17 protein-coding genes are annotated in these 18,804 nt (G+C 67.8%); 14 read left to right on the top strand and 3 right to left on the bottom strand.

Annotation, left to right across the window (positions count from 1 at the left end; genetic code table 11):
* Positions 1-11: 11 nt before the first annotated feature.
* From ruvC to ACFVWL_RS16120, 7 genes are all read left to right on the top strand, one after another.
* A complete protein-coding gene (gene ruvC, locus ACFVWL_RS16150; RefSeq protein ID WP_387184861.1) occupies positions 12-596 on the top strand; it encodes a crossover junction endodeoxyribonuclease RuvC in 585 nt (194 codons plus the stop codon).
* Between the two features lie 9 nt (positions 597-605).
* Positions 606-1,226, top strand: a complete 621-nt coding sequence (ruvA, locus tag ACFVWL_RS16145; protein ID WP_387184859.1) for a Holliday junction branch migration protein RuvA — start codon at positions 606-608, stop codon at positions 1,224-1,226.
* Complete coding sequence (gene ruvB, locus ACFVWL_RS16140; RefSeq protein WP_387184856.1) at positions 1,219-2,244, top strand: Holliday junction branch migration DNA helicase RuvB; 1,026 nt, start codon at positions 1,219-1,221, stop codon at positions 2,242-2,244. Before ruvA ends, ruvB begins: the two co-directional genes overlap by 8 nt.
* Before the next feature lie 72 nt (positions 2,245-2,316).
* Positions 2,317-2,721 carry a preprotein translocase subunit YajC gene (yajC, locus tag ACFVWL_RS16135; RefSeq protein WP_387184853.1) on the top strand — a complete coding sequence of 135 codons (405 nt, stop codon included), beginning with the start codon at positions 2,317-2,319 and terminating at the stop codon, positions 2,719-2,721.
* A 55-nt stretch (positions 2,722-2,776) separates the two neighbouring features.
* Complete coding sequence (gene secD, locus ACFVWL_RS16130) at positions 2,777-4,525, top strand: protein translocase subunit SecD (protein ID WP_387184851.1); 1,749 nt, start codon at positions 2,777-2,779, stop codon at positions 4,523-4,525.
* Complete coding sequence (secF, locus tag ACFVWL_RS16125; RefSeq protein ID WP_387184848.1) at positions 4,525-5,514, top strand: protein translocase subunit SecF; 990 nt, start codon at positions 4,525-4,527, stop codon at positions 5,512-5,514. The genes secD and secF overlap by 1 nt, the downstream gene beginning before the upstream one ends.
* A 67-nt stretch (positions 5,515-5,581) precedes the next feature.
* Positions 5,582-7,834: a RelA/SpoT family protein gene (locus ACFVWL_RS16120; RefSeq protein ID WP_387184845.1), complete on the top strand. Its 2,253-nt coding sequence runs from the start codon at positions 5,582-5,584 to the stop codon at positions 7,832-7,834.
* Here the strand turns inward: ACFVWL_RS16120 and ACFVWL_RS16115 are convergent.
* Complete coding sequence (locus ACFVWL_RS16115) at positions 7,821-8,372, bottom strand: type IV toxin-antitoxin system AbiEi family antitoxin (protein WP_387184843.1); 552 nt, start codon at positions 8,370-8,372, stop codon at positions 7,821-7,823. The two genes, ACFVWL_RS16120 and ACFVWL_RS16115, sit on opposite strands and share 14 nt — an antisense overlap.
* Before the next feature lie 64 nt (positions 8,373-8,436).
* Positions 8,437-9,807: a DUF349 domain-containing protein gene (locus ACFVWL_RS16110; RefSeq protein ID WP_387184841.1), complete on the bottom strand. Its 1,371-nt coding sequence runs from the start codon at positions 9,805-9,807 to the stop codon at positions 8,437-8,439.
* 214 nt (positions 9,808-10,021) lie between these two features.
* Here ACFVWL_RS16110 and ACFVWL_RS16105 point away from each other — a divergent pair, with 214 nt between their 5' ends.
* Together ACFVWL_RS16105 and ACFVWL_RS16100 are read left to right on the top strand one after the other, a co-directional pair.
* Positions 10,022-11,911, top strand: coding sequence for an NAD(P)/FAD-dependent oxidoreductase (locus tag ACFVWL_RS16105; protein ID WP_387184839.1), 1,890 nt, complete (start codon positions 10,022-10,024; stop codon positions 11,909-11,911).
* Complete coding sequence (locus ACFVWL_RS16100) at positions 11,908-12,669, top strand: winged helix-turn-helix domain-containing protein (protein WP_387184836.1); 762 nt, start codon at positions 11,908-11,910, stop codon at positions 12,667-12,669. The genes ACFVWL_RS16105 and ACFVWL_RS16100 overlap by 4 nt, the downstream gene beginning before the upstream one ends.
* A 42-nt stretch (positions 12,670-12,711) precedes the next feature.
* Here the strand turns inward: ACFVWL_RS16100 and ACFVWL_RS16095 are convergent, their stop codons facing one another.
* Complete coding sequence (locus tag ACFVWL_RS16095) at positions 12,712-13,014, bottom strand: hypothetical protein (protein WP_387184833.1); 303 nt, start codon at positions 13,012-13,014, stop codon at positions 12,712-12,714.
* 102 nt (positions 13,015-13,116) lie between these two features.
* On the opposite strand from ACFVWL_RS16095, the gene ACFVWL_RS16090 reads away from it, so the two are divergent.
* The 5 genes from ACFVWL_RS16090 to ruvX all read left to right on the top strand — a co-directional run bounded on the left by ACFVWL_RS16090 (position 13,117) and on the right by ruvX (position 18,803).
* Positions 13,117-14,505 carry a replication-associated recombination protein A gene (locus ACFVWL_RS16090; RefSeq protein WP_387184831.1) on the top strand — a complete coding sequence of 463 codons (1,389 nt, stop codon included), beginning with the start codon at positions 13,117-13,119 and terminating at the stop codon, positions 14,503-14,505.
* Between the two features lie 181 nt (positions 14,506-14,686).
* Positions 14,687-15,316, top strand: coding sequence for a 30S ribosomal protein S4 (rpsD, locus tag ACFVWL_RS16085; protein WP_028501817.1), 630 nt, complete (start codon positions 14,687-14,689; stop codon positions 15,314-15,316).
* A 111-nt stretch (positions 15,317-15,427) separates the two neighbouring features.
* Positions 15,428-15,616 (top strand): hypothetical protein, encoded by a 189-nt coding sequence (locus ACFVWL_RS16080; RefSeq protein ID WP_387184828.1) that lies wholly within the window; start codon positions 15,428-15,430, stop codon positions 15,614-15,616.
* A 56-nt stretch (positions 15,617-15,672) separates the two neighbouring features.
* Positions 15,673-18,333: an alanine--tRNA ligase gene (gene alaS / locus ACFVWL_RS16075; RefSeq protein WP_387184825.1), complete on the top strand. Its 2,661-nt coding sequence runs from the start codon at positions 15,673-15,675 to the stop codon at positions 18,331-18,333.
* Entirely contained in the window at positions 18,330-18,803 is a 474-nt protein-coding gene (ruvX, locus tag ACFVWL_RS16070) for a Holliday junction resolvase RuvX (RefSeq protein ID WP_387184822.1), read from the top strand. Before alaS ends, ruvX begins: the two co-directional genes overlap by 4 nt.
* The last annotated feature ends 1 nt before the right edge of the window (position 18,804 follow it).

The following is an 18,804-nucleotide window of genomic DNA, read 5'->3' as shown; positions in this document are numbered from 1 at the left end:
AGCCTGGGGGAGTGACCTCCTCTCTGCGCGTGCTCGGTATCGACCCGGGGCTCACCCGCTGCGGTGTCGGCATCCTCGACGTCGATGGTTCGCGCCGCGGAACGCTCGTGCACGTCGGGGTGATCCGGTCGTCGCCGGATACGGAGATCGGCGAGCGCCTCGCGATCGTCGCCGCCGGCATCCGCGCCGTGATCGCTGAGCATCGTCCGGATGCGGTGGCTGTGGAGCGCGTGTTCGCTCAGCAGAACACGCACTCGGTCATGGGAACGGCGCAGGCCAGCGGCGTCGCGCTGCTGATCGCCTCCGAGTCCGGCCTGCCCGCTGCGACCCACACGCCGAGCGAGGTCAAGGCCGCTGTCACGGGATACGGCGCCGCGGACAAGCGGCAGGTGCAGACGATGATCGCGCGCATCCTGCGCCTGGATGCACTGCCGCAGCCCGCGGACGCGGCCGACGCCCTGGCGATCGCGCTGTGCCACGCCTGGCGACGCGGTGGGGCCTCATCTCCCGGACGGGGGGCGCTGACTCCGGCACAGCGCGCGTGGGCCGATGCCGAGAAGCGTGTCGGTCGAACATACCTACGAGCGACGCCGTAGGCTGAGGGGATGATCTCCTCTCTGCACGGTGTCGTCCTGCATGCGACACCCGATCAGGTCGTCATCGACGTGGGCGGAGTCGGGTTCGCCGTCGCCGTCCCCGCTGACGTCGCGCACACGGCGGTGGTGGGGGAGAAGCTCCTCCTGCACACCAGTCTCATCGTCCGCGAAGACTCGTTGTCGTTGTTCGGCTTCGCCGATCGGGGCGAGCTGGAGATCTTCGGCCTGCTGATCAGTGTGACCGGCGTCGGTCCGAAGTCGGCACTCGGGGTGCTCTCGCACCTCACGGGCGATCAGATCGCCGAAGCGGTCACGGCCGAGGACGACGCCCCGTTCCGGCGAGTCTCCGGCATCGGCCCCAAGACGGCCAAGCTCATCGTGCTGCAGCTCGCCGGAAAGGTGCAGGCCTTCGCCGCGCCGTCGAAGCCTGCCGCCTCGGGTGGAACGGATGTCGTGACGCAGGTCGCCGCGGCGCTGGTCGGCCTCGGCTGGTCGGAGAAGGTCGCCGCGGAAGCCGCAGCCCAGACGGCGGCGGAAGCCACCGAAGCGGAGAGCGCATCGGTCGCCTCGTTGCTCCGACGCACTCTCGCCCTCCTCGGCCCGGCGCAGGGAGGCCAGGCGCGTGTCTGACCCCTTCGACGCCAGCGAGCCGTCCGACGAGACCGAGCTCGCCATCGAAGGCGCCCTGCGCCCGACCAGCCTGGGTGAATTCGTCGGACAGCAGAAGGTCCGCGGCCAGCTGCAGCTGCTGCTCGACGCCGCGCGCATCCAGAGCCGCCCCGCCGATCACATCCTTCTGGCGGGACCTCCTGGCCTCGGCAAGACGACTCTCGCGATGATCGTGGCGCACGAGAGTGAGCGTCCGCTCCGGCTCTCCAGCGGCCCGGCGATTCAGCACGCCGGAGATCTCGCCGCCCTCCTGTCCAGCCTGGTGCCGGGCGAAGTCCTCTTCATCGATGAGATCCACCGCATGGCGCGCTCCGCGGAGGAGATGCTCTACCTCGCGATGGAGGACTACCGCATCGACATCATGGTGGGCAAGGGCGCCGGCGCCACGAGCATCCCGCTCGAGCTGTCGCCGTTCACCCTGGTCGGCGCGACGACACGCTCCGGGCTGCTGCCCAACCCGCTCCGCGACCGCTTCGGGTTCACCGGTCATCTCGAGTTCTACGAGGAGTCGGAGCTGGAGCAGGTGATCGCCCGCTCGGCCGCCGTGCTCGGGGTGGATCTGCCGACCGACTCGCTCTCCGAGATCGCCCGCCGTTCACGGGGCACACCTCGCATCGCCAACCGCCTGCTCCGCCGGGTGCGCGACTACGCCCTGGTGCATACAGGGGGAGTGGCGACCATCCGGGAGGTGCGCGCGGCGCTGGAGCTGTACGACGTCGACCCGATCGGCCTCGACCGTCTGGACCGAGCCGTCCTCGAAGCGCTCGTCCGGCGGTTCCGCGGTGGCCCGGTCGGGCTCAGCACGCTCGCCGTCGCCGTCGGCGAGGAGGCGGAGACCGTCGAGAGCGTCGTGGAGCCGTATCTCGTGCGCATCGGATTCCTCGGACGCACTCCCCGCGGTCGTGTGGCGATGCCGGAGGCGTACACGCATCTGGGCGTGGCACATCCGGACGGGATGCTTAAGTTGGATGACCTATAATCACTGAAGACTTCCCGGTTACCTTCGCGCGCCCAAAGGCTGGAGCGTGCACCTGAGAAAGGCGCTTCCCCCATGCCCATGGAATTCCTGCTCTTCGGCCTTCTTGCCGTCCTCCTCGTCTTCATGATCTTCAACACGCGCAAGCGCACGAAGCAGATGAAGGCCGAGCAGGAGGAGAAGGCCACCAAGACTGTTCCGGGCGCCAAGGTGCTCCTGCAGGGTGGTATCTACGGAACGATCGTCGCGTACGACCCCGAAGACCTCGACACGCCGGCACTCGTCGAGATCGCTCCCGGCACCATCATCGACGTCCACAGCCAGGCCATCCTGCGTGTCGTCGAGCCCAAGGATGCTGTCGTCGACGCACCGGCCGATGAGGTCGTCGCGGAGCAGGTCACCGACGAGTCGATCGCCCCGGCCGTCGAGACCCCCGAGGAGACCCGCGCCCGCCTCGAGCGCGACGCCGACGACAAGTAAGTCCGCGGCCGGCGCGGCCTCTCGGATCTCCGTCTTTCCAGAAAGCTGAACACACGTGGCTTCATCCTCTCCCGTCCGTCACGCCTGGCGGGTCCTTCTCGGCCTGCTCCTCGTGACGGGCGTGCTCTTCGGCATCAACGCGCTGGGCGTATACGTCTTCAAGGACAGCAACGGGGAGGCTGCGAGTTCGTGGTCGCCTGAGCTCGCCCTCGACCTGCAGGGCGGAACGCAGATCGTCCTGAGCGCGGAGACCGAGGATGGAGCTGCTCCGTCCTCCGAGCAGCTCGACCAGGCCGCGGCGATCATCCGCCAGCGTGTCGATGCGTCCGGTGTCGCTGAGGCGGACATCACGACCGAGGGCGGACAGAACATCGTCGTCCAGATCCCGGGCGAGGCCGACGCGCAGACGCGGGAGCGGATCCAATCGAGTGCTCAGCTCGAGTTCCGTCCCGTGCTGTACACCACGGCTGCCACCAACGAGTTCGTCGGGGAGGACGGCAACTCCACGCCATACCCGAGCCCGGATCCGGGGCTGAACTCGACGCCGACGGCCGAGCCGACCGACGCGAGCGACCTCTCCTGGGTCACGGACAAGCTGGCTGCGGAGTTCCAGGCGTATGACTGCGCGAACCCCGAGAACAACGCCGCGAAGGCGCCGAAGGACCAGCCGCTCATCGCGTGTTCGGCCGACGGGTCGGCGAAGTACATTCTCGGACCTGCCGAGCTCGACGGTACGGCGATCACTGATGCTTCAGCCGGCCGTGACCCGAAGTCGGGAGCGTGGCTCGTCCAGCTCACGATGAACGGCGACGGTGCCGACGCGTTCGGCAAGGTCAGCACGCGTCTGAACCAGAACCGCATCGACGGACTCACGCCGCGTGACCAGTTCGCCTTCGTGCTCGACGGCAACGTGATCAGCGCCCCGCGTATGAACGGGCAGATCCTCGATGGTCGCCCGAGCATCTCGGGCAGCTTCACGCAGGAGTCGGCGACCACCCTTGCCGACCAGCTCAAGTTCGGTGCCCTTCCGCTCAGCTTCACGGTTCAGAGCTCAGACACGATCTCGGCGACCCTGGGAACCCAGCAGCTGCAGATCGGTCTGATCGCGGGACTCATCGGTCTCGCGCTCGTGGCGATCTACTCCCTGATCGTCTATCGAGCGCTCGGGTCGGTGATCATCGCGTCGATCGCGGTGATGGCGATCCTCACCTACATCATCATCTGCATCCTGGCGTGGCGCATCGGCTTCCGCCTCTCGCTCGCGGGCGTCGCCGGTCTGATCGTCTCCATCGGCTTCACGGCCGACTCGTTCATCGTGTACTTCGAGCGAATACGAGACGAGCTCCGTGACGGCAAGTCCATCACCGCCGCGGTCGAAGACGGCTGGGGTCGCGCGAAGCGCACGATCTACATCTCGAAGTCGATCAACATCCTGGCGGCACTCGTGCTCTACATCCTGGCGGACGCCACGGTGAAGGGCTTCGCGTTCACGCTCGGACTCACGACCCTCATCGACGTGTTCATCTTCGTGATCTTCACGCACCCGGTCATGCAACTGCTCGCACGCACCCGATTCTTCGGGGGAGGCCACAAGCTCTCCGGTCTCGACCCCGAGGCTCTCGGCGCCGTATACCGCAGTCGCTCGCAGTACCGCGAGGTCACCACGGCCTCCGCAGGGCGGAGCGCGAAGAACGCCCGCTCCCGCGGCGAGGCGGATCGCAGACAGACGATCGCCGAGCGCAAGCGTGCCGAGGCCCTCACGGGCGAGAAACCCACCAACGCCGGAAGTGAGGGAGACGCCTGATGCCTTCCATGAATGAGTTCGGCAACAACCTCTACTCGGGCAAGACTTCTTTCCCGTTCGTCGGCAAACGCCGTCTGTGGTTCATCATCGCGATCGCCCTCGTCGTCGGCTCGGCACTCGTGCCGCTCATCCGCCCGATCCAGTTCTCGATCGAGTTCACCGGCGGATCGCAGTTCACGGTGCAGGCACCGGACAGCGTCGAACAGGACACCGCTACCACTGCCGTCCAGTCGGTCGTCCCGGGTGCTGCCACCAAGGTCGTCGTCGTCAACGGCAAGGACATCCGTGTCCAGACCGATCAGATGAGCGCCGCGGAGACCGAGCAGGTCGGCGAAGCGCTGGCAGAGGCGTACGGCGTGGAGTCGTCCGCCGTGACCTCGTCCTTCATCGGCCCGGCCTGGGGCGAGAACGTCACGAAGCAGTCGCTGTGGGGTCTGGCCATCTTCCTGGCGCTGACCTTCCTGATCCTGGCGATCTACTTCCGCACGTGGAAGATGTCGGCTGCGGCCATCATCGGCCTGCTGGACGTGCTCGTGATCACGGTCGGCGTCTACGCCCTGGCCGGTTTCGAGATCTCGCCCGCGGCGGTGATCGGCTTCCTCACGATTCTCGCCTACTCGCTGTATGACACCACCGTCGTGTTCGACAAGATTCGAGAGAACACCACAGAAGACGGGGAGAAGTCTGCCCGCCTGTTCGGGGAATCGGTGAACCTCGCGGTGAACCAGACCCTGGTGCGCTCCATCAACACGTCCGTCGTCGCCGCTCTGCCGGTCGGCGCGGTGCTCTTCATCGGCGCCTTCTGGCTCGGCGCGGAGTCGCTGACCGACATCTCGCTGTCGATCTTCGTCGGCATCCTGGTGGCGACCTACTCGACGCTGTTCGTGGCCGCTCCGCTCTACTCGCTGTTCCGCGAGAACGAGCCGCAGCTCAAGGCACGCGACGCCCGCATCCGCGAGGCCCGCAGCAAGGCGTCGGTCGACGTCTGATCGGTCTCCTCAGCGGGAGCTCGTCCCGCCCAGCACGCGTAGGATGAACTGATCGGGAGGTGAGTTGATGGCGGAACCGCAGACGTCATCGCAGGGTTCGAGTCTGCGACGGCTGGTTCCCCGCATCTTCTCTCGCGCCTCCAGGATCAACGACCTCGACAACCTGATCCGCACGGTGCGCGCCAACCACCCCAAGGGTGATTTCTCGGTCATCGAGAGGGCCTATGCCGTCGCCAAGGAGAAGCACGAGGGCCAGAAGCGTCAGAGCGGCGAGCCGTACATCACGCACCCGCTCGCCGTCGCGCAGATCCTCGCCGAACTCGGTCTCGGTCCGCGAGCGATCGCGGCCGCACTGCTGCATGACACGGTCGAGGACACCGGCTACGCCCTGACCGATCTCACCGCCGAGTTCGGCGACGAGGTCGCGATGCTGGTCGACGGAGTGACGAAGCTCGACAAGGTCAAGTACGGCGAGAGTGCCCAGGCCGAGACGGTCCGCAAGATGATCGTCGCGATGTCGAAAGACATCCGGGTGCTGTTGATCAAGCTCGCCGACCGCCTCCACAACGCGCGCACCTGGGGCTTCGTTCCACCGGAGAAGGCGGCCAAGAAGGCCAAGGAGACCCTGGAGATCTACGCGCCGCTGGCGAATCGACTCGGTATCCAGGCGATCAAGTCGGAGCTCGAGGATCTGTCCTTCGCGGTGCTGCACCCCAAGATCTACAACGAGATCCACAGCCTCATCGCGCAGCGCACCCCGCAGCGTGAGAAGTACCTGAACCAGGTCGTCGAGGAGATCGACGAGGACTTGCGCGACCTCCGTATCCGCGGCAAGGTCGTCGGGCGCCCGAAGCAGCTCTATTCGGTGTACCAGAAGATGGTCATCCGGGGCCGTGAGTTCGACGACATCTACGACCTGATCGGCATCCGGGTGCTCGTCGCCTCGGTGCGCGACTGCTATGCAGTCCTCGGCGCCATCCACGCGCGCTGGACGCCGCTGCCCGGCCGCTTCAAGGACTACATCGCCACCCCGAAGTTCAACCTCTATCAGTCGCTGCACACCACGGTGATCGGCCCGGCGGGCCGGACGGTCGAGATCCAGATCCGCACCCACGAGATGCACCAGCAGGCCGAGTACGGCGTCGCAGCGCACTGGATGTACAAGGAGCGGATGAACGGCGGCGGCAAGACCGAGGTCCGCGCCTCCGACACCGACATGGCCTGGCTCGCACACATCTCCGACTGGCAGGCCGAGACCGCCGATCCTGGTGAGTTCCTCGAATCGCTCCGGTTCGAGATCGGCGCGAAGGAGGTCTACGTCTTCACGCCGAAGGGCCGCGTGATCGGACTTCCGTCCGGTGCGACCCCGGTGGACTTCGCGTACGCCGTGCACACCGAGATCGGCCACCGCACGATGGGCGCCAAGGTCAACGGCCGCCTGGTTCCGCTGGAGTCCGAACTCAAGAGCGGCGACGTCGTGGAGGTCTTCACCTCGAAGAATCCCGACGCCGGCCCCAGCCAGGACTGGCTCGGTTTCGTCGCGAGCACCCGCGCCCGCAACAAGATCCGCGGGTGGTTCACGAAGGAGCGCCGCGAGGAGGCGATCGAGCAGGGCAAGGAGGCCATCGCTCGTGCGATGCGCCGACAGAACCTGCCGCTGCAACGGCTGATGAGCCATGACTCGTTCACCGAGGTGGCGCGGGGCATGCACTATGAAGACGTCTCCGCGCTCTACGCCGCGGTCGGCGAAGGACACGTCTCCACCCAGTCGGTGCTGGAGAAGGTCACCGCGCTCGTCGCGGCGAACGACCCGACCACGGGGGCGATCGAACTCCCCGGCAGCGCGCCGTCGCGCGAGCCTCGGTCCGGAGACTCCGGCGTGCTCGTGCGCGGAGCCAACGACATCCTCGTCAAGCTGGCGAAGTGCTGCACGCCTGTTCCCGGAGACCAGATCGTCGGGTTCGTGACGCGCGGCAGCGGCGTCTCGGTGCACCGTGCCGACTGCGTGAACGTGAAGGCTCTGGGCGCCGAACAGGATCGCTTCGTCGAGGTGTCCTGGGCGCCGACCACCAAGAGCGTGTTCCGTGTGCAGATCCAGGTCGAGGCGCTCGACCGCTCGGGGCTGCTCTCCGACGTCACCCGCGTCCTGAGCGAGCACCACGTGAACATCCTCTCGGCGACGGTCACCACGACGGATGAGCGTCTGGCCTTGAGCCGGTTCGTGTTCGAGATGGGCGACGCCGTGCACCTCGACCGCGTGCTCAACGCGGTGCGTAGGATCGACGCGGTCTACGACGTCTACCGCGTCACCTCTTCTTGAGGGCGAGTCTCTCCAGCACGGCCGATCCGGCGCGGCTCCCCGGAACACGGTTCATGCCGCGCAAGGTGTCAGCCGCAGCCTCGGGAACGTCGGGGAAGACGAGCGCGAGACGATCCATCCAGATCAGCACGCGTGGGTCGCGATGCAGCGTCGTCGCGAGGTCGAGCATGGTCCGCACCGGCGTCGACACACGGACTCCACCGATCAGCTGAACATCGGATGGTGGCACCATCGTGTCGTGGAAGACGAGACGTGAGCTGGTGACCGCCCGGATCCGTCGCTCGACGCAGCGCTTCACGTGATGCACCGCGGGCGCGGCGTCACCGGCGCCGTGGATCCAGGCGGCTGTCGGTCCCGAGGCTGCGGTTCCCGGTTGCACGAGGGCAGCGATCCCACTCGCCCTGACATCCGGGCCTTCGATGAAGTCCGCCGGAACGTAGGCGTCGCCCACCTCGACCACATGGCCGTCGATCCGCGCCGCGCTCAGTTCCGGCTGGCTCAAGCGGTCGCCGGGCACATACAGGAAGGCGGGGTGCATCACGCCAGTCTGACGTAGTGCACCCCGCCTCTTCAGCGGTCGCGTGTGACCTGTGGAGAACGGGTCAGCTCCCGAGGGCGCTCAGCCATGCGCGGCGCGCCTCGAGCGCATCCGCTGCGGCCTTGGCGGCCTTCTTGTCGCCCGACTTCTCTGCCGCGGCGACTTCTGCCTCGAGCTTCTCGATGGCCTCGAGCAGCTGCGAGCTCATGTCGTTGGCACGCGCCTTGGTCTCGGGGTTGTTCTTCTTCCAGTCCACATCTTCGCGGCCCTTGAGCCCCTGCTCGATCGCGCGGAGCTTGTCGTCGAGCGCACGCTCCTTCTCCCGGGGGAAGACGCGACCGATCTCGTCCCACTGCCGCTGGATGCGGGTGAGGAGGGCGCGAGCGCGCTTGATGTTCGACTCGTCCGCGACAGCCTTCGCCTCTTCGAGGAGAGCTTCGCGGGCCTCGATCTTCGGCGCGGACTCTGCTTCCTCGGCGGCCGACTGCTCCGCGCGCGCTGCGTAGAGCGCGTCACCGGCAGCCTTGAATCGCGCCCAGAGCGCGTCATCGGCCTTGCGGCCGGCTCGGCCCGATGCCTTCCACTCGTCGAGGAGGTTCCGGTACGCGGGGATTCCATCCGTTCCCCGCGGGGCGAGGGCTTCAGCGCGCTCCACCAGACGGGTCTTCGCGTCGCGGGCGACCTTGTGCGCGTCGTCGAGCTCGGAGTAGAACGCGCGGCGCTGCTTGTCGACGACGGCTCGTGCGTCGCGGAACCGCTTCCAGAGCTGCTGGGAGATGCCCTTCGACAGGCGGGGGCCATTCTGCTGCTGTGCCTGCCAGGCGTCGAACAGCTCGCCGAGTTCGGCCGTGACCTGCTTCCACTGCACCTTGCTGAGGTCACGCGCGGCGATGGCCTCGGCGCGTTCGACGAGAACCGTGCGCTCGGCGATCGCCTTGTCGACGAGTTCCTTCGCCTGCTGCGCCTCCTGCTCGGTCGCCTCCGAAAGGGACGAGGTCAGCGCGTTGAGCCGGTCGCGCAGGCCGGCGAGGTCGCCGACGGCGGCAGCATCGGTGGCTTCCTCGATCAGGTGCGACGCCTGCTTGGCGAGGTCGCTCGCTGACGCGCCGCCTGCCTGATGCCGCTGCTCGAGCGTGTGCACCTTGAACGCGATGTCATCGAACTTGCGCACGAAGTAGGCGAGAGCCTCGTCGGGGGTGCCGTCGGCATACTGGCCGACGACGCGCCAGGCATCGCCTTCCTTGACCTCGACGGTGCCGTCGTCGGAGACGCGACCCCATTCGGCTGATGTCGAAGACGCCGCAGGCACCGGAGTGACAGGTGCGGCGGCGGCCGGTGTCGGCGCCTTTCGCGGCGTCGGCACAGCGGGGGGCCCGGGGACCGCGGGGGGTCCGGGGACGGGGGGAGTCGGCTTCGTGGGCTCGTTGGCAGACACGTGATTCTCCTTGCGCGGTCGGGCCGCGGGAGGCGGAAAGGACGAGGCTCAGCCTAGTACGCCGGAGCACCGCGGGTGGGGTCCGGAGATCTCCCCTGATCGTTACCGTTTCGTGAGGAGAACTTTCGACGAAGGAAACACTCCTCGTCATCTCCGGGAAACACAACCCTCCTATCGTCGCCATCACGACAGTCTTCCGGTCGACAGGAGCAGCATGAAGGACACGACATCCCCGCCGCGGGAGGTCCTGGTCGTCGGAGCGGGGATGGCGGCGCATCGGTTCGTCGAGCATCTGCTCCGCGCACCCGACGCGGCGGTGCGGGTCACGGTGATCGGCGATGAGGGTCATGGTCCGTACGACAGATCCGCATTGCTCGGTCTTCTCTCCGGCGTCGATGCCGCAGAACTCCAGCTCGACCGCTCCGTCTTCCGCGACGACCGCGTGCGGCTGATCCGCGATGATCGCGTGCTGCGCATCGACACGTCCGCCCGCACGGTGCGAACCCGGTCCCGGCGCGCCTACTCCTACGACGTGCTCGTGTTGGCTACCGGGTCGTTCGGGGCGCGGGTGGCCGTCTCAGGGGCGCGCCTTCCCGGCTGCTTCGTCCTGCGCACGATCGAGGACGCGGAGTCGGTGCAGCAGTTCGTGGACTCCCGATCCCGCGCGCTCGGCCGTCCACTGCGGGGGTTCGTGATCGGCGGAGGGCTGCACGGAGTCGAGACGGCCGTCGCACTCAACGACGCGGGCGTCGGCACGACGATCGTGCAGTACGCGGATCGTCTCCTGCCCGCACGGCTGGACGAAGACGGTGCCGGCGTGCTGCAGACTGCCCTCGCGGAACGGGGTATCGCGGTCCGTGCCAGGACCAGGACCACGCGCCTCGACGCAGACGACTCGGGCGCGGTCACGGCTCTCGAGTTCCAGGACGGCACATTCCAGCGCGCAGACATCGTGATCTTCACGGTCGGCGTGCGGCCGCGGGACGAGCTCGCGCGCAACGCCGGCCTCGACGTGCACCCGCACGGAGGGGTGACCATCGACGATCGCTGCGTGACGTCGGATCCGCACATCCTCGCGATCGGAGAGGTCGCGTGCTTCGACGGGCGCTGCATCGACGCAGCCGCTACCGCACGTGCGACGGCGGAGGTGGCAGCGTCACGGCTGGTCGGTGCAGAAGAGCGCTTCCTGGGGCACGACGATCACGTCCATCACACCATCGCCGGGATCGGCCTCGCGAGCTTCGGAGAATCGCAGTCGCGCACCGCAGATGTCGTCGAAGTCGTCACGCAGCGTGACCGTGGCACCGGCATCTACCGCAAGCTCGTGCTCACCGACGACGCGCAGACGCTCGTCGGGGGAGTGCTCGTGGGCGACACGAGAGCACATGCCTCGCTACGCCGGCTGGTCGGCGTCGCGTCGAGGGGAGAGCTTGCCGCCGAGCTGTTCCGGACGGCGCATGACGGCGACGACGCCGCCACGGTCTGCGTCCACATCGGAATGTCGCTGCAGGAACTTGTCGCAGAACTTCGACGTGCGCAGCTGCCGACCTTCAGCGCGATCGGCGCGCGCTTCGGGCGCGAACCGGGCTGCGAACGCTGCACGCTGGCTGTGGCTCGCGCTCTCACCAGCCTGGCGGGAGAGCGCACCGCACGGCGCACGCGCCGTCTGCAAGACGAGAGCGCGCGGGCCGGCGACAGCGCTCGACCGGAGGAGATCTCGGCGTCGGTGTCGTCGGCGACGGGAGGGGAGGTCACCCCGGGGCACCTCATCGACATCGGGCGCATCGCTCAGGATCTCGGTCTGCGGCTGCAGATCGCCGACTCCCGCATCTCGTTCCACGGGGTGAGTCGGGACCAGCACCCTCTGCTGCGGGATCGGCTCGCCGCTGCGGGGCTCCTCTTCAGCCCTGGCCTCGTCGACAGCGGATTCCGTGTCTCCGAAGAGACATCGCGACCGGTGGATGAGTCGGAGTCGACGGAACCTAGGCCGTCCGTGGGGCCGAACCAGGCTCGAGGAACGGTCGTGGCAGGGGGCTGGGTCGATCGGGCGCGGAGCGGCAGTCGGCTTCGCGGTTCGCCGCTCCGGGCGGAGAATCCCGCATGACGACCGGGGGTTCGGGGGCACGCCCGGTTCTCGCAGGATGCAGGATCATCGTCTCGGTCGATGCGAGGGCGGCGAGAGCCCATGTCGCGACGAGCCCCATGGTCGGCGACGACGAGCTGGGCCTCGCCCTCGAAGGCGCGGGCGCGGACGTGATGCGCGTCGTGGCACCTCGTGCTGCCGCCCGAACGCCGATCGCCCTACGTCGTGCCGTGCACCGCGCGGGCGTCGGCGGCGCAGACGCCGTGCTCTTCACAGCGTCATCGGCGTCATGGATCGAGACGGCGGAGAGTACCGGTGCGCTCGAGGGGAATCGCCGAAGAGCGGAAGCGGGACGACTGATCCTCATCGCGATCGACGAGCAGGAGACGAGCCGTCTGCTCGATGCGCGGCTTCCTGCCCGATACGTCGAGCCGTCGACGCCTGCGGTGCTGGCGAGCCGGGTCGTCGCCCACTACGGAAGCGGAGCGGGATCGATCCTCACCGAGGCCGGGCGCCTCGAGGTACGCAGCGGTGGTGTCGTGCTGGACGATCGCTTCGTACCGCTGTCCGGTGGTGCGGTGGGACTGATCGAGGCGCTGTTCCTCGCCCGCGGACGCGTGCTCTCCCGGGCGGAGCTCGGACGGATTCTTCCCGGCGGCGAGCGTACCGATCGTGCGGTGGAAGTCGCCGTCGCCCGGCTGCGTGAGTCGCTGGGCGGGATCGACCTGATCCAGACCGTCGTCAAGCGGGGCTATCGTCTCGCCGTGGCAGAGCGCTGAGGCGAGAAGAGCTGAGATGCGAGCGGGAAATCTCCCCGGGGGTCACTCCGCTGGCTCATCCGAGGGGAGCGGTGCCGGGCTCTCGGTGGGCGCGTCGGTCGGAGCCGTCGTCGGCTCGACGGAGGGCGTGGGCGTCGGCTCCGGCTCGGGAGCGGTGACCTGGGCGTGCACGACCTGGCTGCCGATCGCCGCGACCACGATGAGGCTGCCGACGATGGCGGCGATCGTGTTGTCGCGGACACGGCGGCGGATCTGCCCCTCGTGCCACTGGGTGCGTGCGGCGTACAGTCGTGCGCGCTCCGCAGAGGTGCGCACCTGTGCGTTCTTGGAACCGCGTGCGGCCATGCCCTGGTCTCCCATCCGGACGTCGCTCCACGACGTCGCCTGAGAGCCTACCCGGAGCCGGAGGGTCGCCGAAGTGTCGGGTGCCGCCGTTAGCCTGGAGGGATGACGTCTCCTGCTGCGCTGCTCTCCGGGCAGACGCCCCTCGCCGTGCGCATGCGCCCGGTGTCCCTCGCCGAGGTCGCGGGGCAGCGTCACCTGCTGCGCGCCGGCTCGCCGATCGTCGCCCTCGCCGACCCCGAGGCGACCGCACCCGGGGCCGTGTCGATCATCCTGTGGGGTCCGCCGGGGACCGGGAAGACCACACTCGCACAGGCCATCGCGCGCTCGTCCGGACGTCGCTTCGTCGAGCTCTCCGCCATCACGGCGGGCGTGAAGGACGTGCGCGAGGTCATGCAGGAGGCGGTCACGCAGCGCGACCTCTACGGGCAGACCACGATCCTCTTCCTCGATGAGATCCATCGGTTCACGAAGGCACAGCAGGACGCACTCCTCCCCGGTGTCGAGAACGGGTGGGTGATCCTGATCGCCGCGACCACCGAGAACCCGTCGTTCTCGGTCATCTCGCCGTTGCTCTCGCGTTCGCTCCTGCTGACGCTGCAACCTCTCACCGACGACGACATCGGACTGCTCGTGGATCGGGCGGTCACCGACGCCCGCGGCCTCAACGGAACCGTGGCTCTCAGCGATGAGGCACGATCGGCCCTCGTGCGGCTCGCCTCGGGCGACGCGCGGCGCGCTCTGACGGGTCTGGAGGCCGGAGCCGCGGTCGCGCTTTCTCACGCGACGGCTGCCGACGCCGATGCGGAAGCCGACGACGCCGATGGGAAGGCCGACGGAGTAGAGGACCCCGGTGTGCCGGAGGTGTCCGCCGACGACATCTCCCAGGCGGTCGACAAGGCCCTCCTGCGGTACGACCGTCAGGGCGACGAGCACTACGACGTCATCAGCGCCTTCATCAAGTCGATCAGGGGATCCGACCCCGACGCCGCGCTGCACTACCTCGCCCGCATGATCGAGGCGGGGGAGGACCCGCGTTTCATCGCCCGGCGTCTGGTGATCTCGGCATCGGAAGACGTGGGTCTCGCCGATCCGCAGGCACTCGCCATCGCGGTCGCCGCTGCCGATGCCGTGGCGTTCATCGGCATGCCGGAGGGCCGCATCCCTCTCGCGGAAGCGACCGTGTACCTGGCGACCACCGCCAAATCCAACGCCGCGTATGTGGGCATCGACGCGGCGATCGCCGATATCCGCGCCGGTGGTTTCGGTCGCGTGCCGCTGCACCTGCGAGATGCGCACTACCCGGGCGCCAAACGTCTCGGCCACGGACGCGGATACGTCTACTCGCACGACAGCGAGTTCGGGATCGTGCCCCAGCAGTACCTGCCGGACGAGCTCGACGGGCGCCACTACTACCAGCCGAAGAACCTCGGAGCGGAGCGCGACATCGGTGCGCGGCTCGAGCGCATCCGTCGTATCCTCGGCGACCGCTGACGTGGCGGACAGGCGGCGAAACGCGATCTGTTAGACTTGAGCGGCTCGAAACCGAGTTTTCGGGCATCTCCTCGTTCACACCCCACCTTGCTGGCGCCCCGGCGTGCGCTCCAAGGCAGAACGCGGACGATACGTCCGTGAGTCGTGAAAGACGCGACCACGTCATCGGAAGGAAAACTTCGTGACCACGAAGTCCCAGGACCGCCGCAAGGTGCGTCTGAGCCGTGCCCTTGGCATCCCGCTCACCCCGAAGGCCGCCCGCTACCTCGAGAAGCGTCCCTACGCTCCCGGCGAGCACGGCCGCACCAAGCGCAAGGCAGACAGCGACTACGCCGTCCGTCTGCGTGAGAAGCAGCGTCTTCGCGAGCAGTACGGCATCCGCGAGAAGCAGATGCGCAACACGTTCAACGAGGCTCGTCGTCAGGACGGCCTGACCGGTGAGAACCTGGTCGAGCTGCTCGAGATGCGTCTCGACGCTCTCGTCGTGCGTTCGGGCTTCGCCCGCACCACCGCGCAGGCTCGCCAGCTCGTCGTGCACCGTCACATCCTGGTCGACGGCCAGCTCGTCGACCGCCCGTCGTTCCGCGTGAAGCCGGGTCAGCTCATCCACGTCAAGGCCAAGAGCGAGGGCACCGAGCCCTTCCAGGTGGCAGCAGCCGGCGGTCACGCCGAGGTCCTGCCCCCCGTTCCGGGCTACCTCGAGGTCGAGCTCGACAAGCTCCAGTCGCGTCTGGTTCGTCGTCCGAAGCGTGCCGAGGTCCCCGTGACCTGTGAAGTGCAGCTCGTCGTCGAGTACTACGCGGCTCGCTGATACAGCGAGAGACCAATCAGGCAGGAGGCGTCGGGATTCCCGACGCCTCCTGTCGTTTCCGCATACGATGGTGACACCGCGCCTTCGCGGGTCAAAGGCAAGGATGACGACATGAAGAGCTTGCAGTGGTTCCTGATCGGTGTGATCGGCGGCTTCGTCGCGGCTCACTTCATGAACAAGGACCCGCGCGGTCACGACATCCTCGCCGAGGTCGACGCCAGGATCAACGGGTTCACCGCGATCATCGGCGACGCCTACCGCGAGCAGGAGGCACGGCTCACGGAGCCGGGCACGAACTGAACCACCGCAGCAGCGCTCCGGCGCGGCATCTTCACGCAAGGACACCCGGCACCCCTATGAAAACTGCGGAGATCGCGCAGCGTTACCTCGACTTCTTCGAGAAGAACGACCACCTCATCGTCCCCTCGGCATCCCTGGTCAGCGACGACCCTTCACTGCTGTTCACGGTCGCCGGAATGGTGCCGATGATCCCGTATCTCACGGGCGTCGTCCCTGCCCCGCACCCGCGCATCGCGGACGTGCAGAAGTGCATCCGCACGAACGACATCGAAGAGGTCGGTCGTACCGCGCGTCACGGCACGTTCTTCCAGATGCTCGGCAACTGGTCGTTCGGCGACTACTTCAAGGAAGGCGCAATTCGCTACGCCTGGGAGCTGCTGACGAGCTCCGAGTCGGACGGCGGTCTCGGCTTCGATGAGAAGGACCTCTGGGTCACCGTCTACGAGACCGACGACGAGGCCGAGGCGATCTGGCGCGACATCATCGGACTCAAGCCGGAGCGCATCCAGCGTCTCGGTCGCGCCGACAACTACTGGAACACCGGACAGCCCGGCCCCGGCGGTCCCGACTCCGAGATCTTCTTCGATCGCGGTCCGGCCTACGGCAAGGACGGCGGCCCGGCTGTCGACGACTCGAGGTTCCTGGAGATCTGGAACCTCGTGTTCATGCAGGACCTCCTCGAGAACATCCGCAGCAAGACGGAGTTCGACATCATCGGGGAACTGCCGATGAAGAACATCGACACCGGTATGGGGCTCGAGCGCGTCGCGTTCCTCAAGCAGGGCGTCGAGAACATGTACGAGTCCGACCAGGTGCGTCCGGTGCTGGACCGCGCGATCGAGCTCTCCGGACGTCCCTACGGCGTGCAGCACGAGGACGACGTGCGGTTCCGCGTCGTCGCCGACCACGTGCGATCCTCGCTCATGCTCCTCTCCGACGGGGTCCGTCCTTCCAACGAGGGGCGTGGGTACATCCTCCGTCGTCTGATGCGTCGCACGGTCCGCTCGATGCGGCTGCTCGGCGTCGACGAGCCGGTGTTCCCGGAGCTGTTCGCCGCATCGCGCGATGTGATGAAGACGACCTATCCGGAGCTCGAGAAGGACTGGTCCGTGCTGTCGGCGTCGGCCTTCGCCGAGGAGGAGACGTTCCGTCGCACGCTCGTCGCCGGATCGACGATCCTCGACCTCGCTCTGGACGAGACCAAGAAGGGCGGCGGCAAGACCCTCAGCGGTCCCGAGGCCTTCCTGCTGCACGACACCTACGGCTTCCCGATCGATCTCACCCTCGAGGTCGCCGAGGAAGCGGGTCTGGACGTCGATCGGGGCGCTTTCGACACGCTCATGCAGGAGCAGCGTCAGCGCGCCAAGGACGATGCCCGCAACCGCAAGCGGCAGCTCGCCGACGTCTCGGTCTACCGCGAGCTGCGCGCCCTGGGCGAGACGGGCTTCGACGGCTACACGGCACTCGAGGTCGAATCCCGGGTCCTCGGACTCCTCGTCGACGGTGTCCCCGTGCGCAGCGCTGCCGAGGGGCAGATCGCCGAGGTCGTGCTCGCCGAGACGACGCTGTACGCCGAGTCGGGTGGACAGGTGGCTGACAAGGGCACCATCGTCGGCCCCGGTTTTGTCCTCGATGTGCTCGACGTGCAGAAGCCGGTCCCCGGCCTCATCAGCCACACGGTCGAAGTGACGCGCGGAAGCGTCGCCGTCGATGACATCGCGACCACGGTCGTCGACGGGGCGAACCGCCGTGCAGCCCGTCAGGCGCATTCGGCCACGCACCTCGTGCACGCCGCCCTGCGCGACACTCTCGGACCGACCGCGACGCAGGCGGGTTCGTTGAACCGTGCCGGCTACATGCGCTTCGACTTCGCGTGGTCGCAGGCTCTCTCGGCCGACACGCGCAGCGAGATCGAAGAGATCACGAACCGCGCGGTGCAGGACTCCCTGGAGGTGACCACGCGCATCGTCTCGCTCGATGAGGCGAAGGAAGCCGGAGCCATGGCTCTGTTCGGCGAGAAGTACGGCGACGTCGTGCGCATGGTCGACATCGGCGGCCCCTGGTCGCGTGAGCTGTGTGCAGGCACGCACGTCAGCACGAGCGCGGAGATCGGTCTGGTGAGCCTGGTCGGAGAGTCTTCCGTCGGAGCTTCCAACCGGCGCATCGAGGCGCTCGTCGGCGCCGATGCCTTCCGCGAGCTCGCGGCTGAGCGGGCGATCGTCTCGCAGCTCACCAGCTCGCTGAAGACCCCGCGGGAGCAGCTGCCCGAGCGGATCGCCGACCTCACCGCGAGCCTGAAGGCGGCGGAGAAGCGCATCGCGCAGTTCGAAGCGAAGGAGCGGGCCGGCCAGGTTCCCGCCATCGTCGAGGCCGCGACGCGCGTCGGAGCGTTCCGATTCGCGGCCCAGAACCTCGGCGACGTGGCTTCCGCGGATGACGTGCGTGACCTCGTGAACGGCGTTCGCGACCGACTCGGTTCGGATGCGGCGGTCGTCGCACTGGGCGCCGTGGTCAACGGGCGTCCGGTCGTGGTCGTGGCAACCAACGACGCCGCACGCTCGGCGGGTGCGAAGGCAGGTGCCCTCGCGAAGCGCGCCGCCGGTGTGCTCGGTGGCGGCGGCGGCGGTCGTGACGACGTCGCGCAGGGCGGTGGCGCGGATGTCGCAGCCCTTCCTGCGGCGCTCGAGGCCATCTCCCAGGAGCTGCACGGCGCGTGAGCGGCTTCCGCCGCGGTGTGCGGCTCGGCATCGACGTCGGCAGAGCGAGGGTCGGCGTCGCTCGTTGCGACCCCGATGGGATGCTCGCCGTCCCGGTCGAGACTGTTCCTCGGAACGACGCGTCGATCGATCGTCTCGTGCAGATCGCAGGGGAGTACGACCCGTTGGAATTCGTGGTCGGTCTCCCGGTGAACATGCAGGGTGCCGACACTCCGTCGACCACGGATGCACGGGAGTTCGCCGCCGCTCTTCAGGCGCGCAGCGGGCTTCCCGTGAGGCTGGTCGACGAGCGCCTCAGCACTGTGAGTGCGCACGCCGCTTTGCGAAGTTCCGGGAGATCTCAGAAGAACTCTCGTAGCATTGTGGATCAGGTCGCCGCCGTGGTGCTTCTGCAGCAGGCGATCGACATGGAGAAGAGCACCGGAAACCCGGCCGGTGCCACCATCTCGCCTGACGAGGAGCACGCCTGAC

It is taken from the genome of Microbacterium sp. NPDC058269 (assembly GCF_042881445.1).
GTDB lineage: Bacteria > Actinomycetota > Actinomycetes > Actinomycetales > Microbacteriaceae > Microbacterium.
This window is presented reverse-complemented; position numbering and strand designations above follow the sequence as displayed.

Bases quoted from the DNA above. Each gene is read 5' to 3' on its own strand.
- ruvA (WP_387184859.1), top strand. From the start codon at position 606: ATGATCTCCTCTCTGCACGGTGTCGTCCTGCATGCGACACCCGATCAG.
- yajC (WP_387184853.1), top strand. From the start codon at position 2,317: ATGCCCATGGAATTCCTGCTCTTCGGCCTTCTTGCCGTCCTCCTCGTC.
- secF (WP_387184848.1), top strand. From the start codon at position 4,525: ATGCCTTCCATGAATGAGTTCGGCAACAACCTCTACTCGGGCAAGACT.
- ACFVWL_RS16120 (WP_387184845.1), top strand. From the start codon at position 5,582: ATGGCGGAACCGCAGACGTCATCGCAGGGTTCGAGTCTGCGACGGCTG.
- ACFVWL_RS16115 (WP_387184843.1), bottom strand. From the start codon at position 8,372: ATGCACCCCGCCTTCCTGTATGTGCCCGGCGACCGCTTGAGCCAGCCG.
- ACFVWL_RS16105 (WP_387184839.1), top strand. From the start codon at position 10,022: ATGAAGGACACGACATCCCCGCCGCGGGAGGTCCTGGTCGTCGGAGCG.
- ACFVWL_RS16100 (WP_387184836.1), top strand. From the start codon at position 11,908: ATGACGACCGGGGGTTCGGGGGCACGCCCGGTTCTCGCAGGATGCAGG.
- ACFVWL_RS16095 (WP_387184833.1), bottom strand. From the start codon at position 13,014: ATGGCCGCACGCGGTTCCAAGAACGCACAGGTGCGCACCTCTGCGGAG.
- ACFVWL_RS16090 (WP_387184831.1), top strand. From the start codon at position 13,117: ATGACGTCTCCTGCTGCGCTGCTCTCCGGGCAGACGCCCCTCGCCGTG.
- ACFVWL_RS16080 (WP_387184828.1), top strand. From the start codon at position 15,428: ATGAAGAGCTTGCAGTGGTTCCTGATCGGTGTGATCGGCGGCTTCGTC.
- alaS (WP_387184825.1), top strand. From the start codon at position 15,673: ATGAAAACTGCGGAGATCGCGCAGCGTTACCTCGACTTCTTCGAGAAG.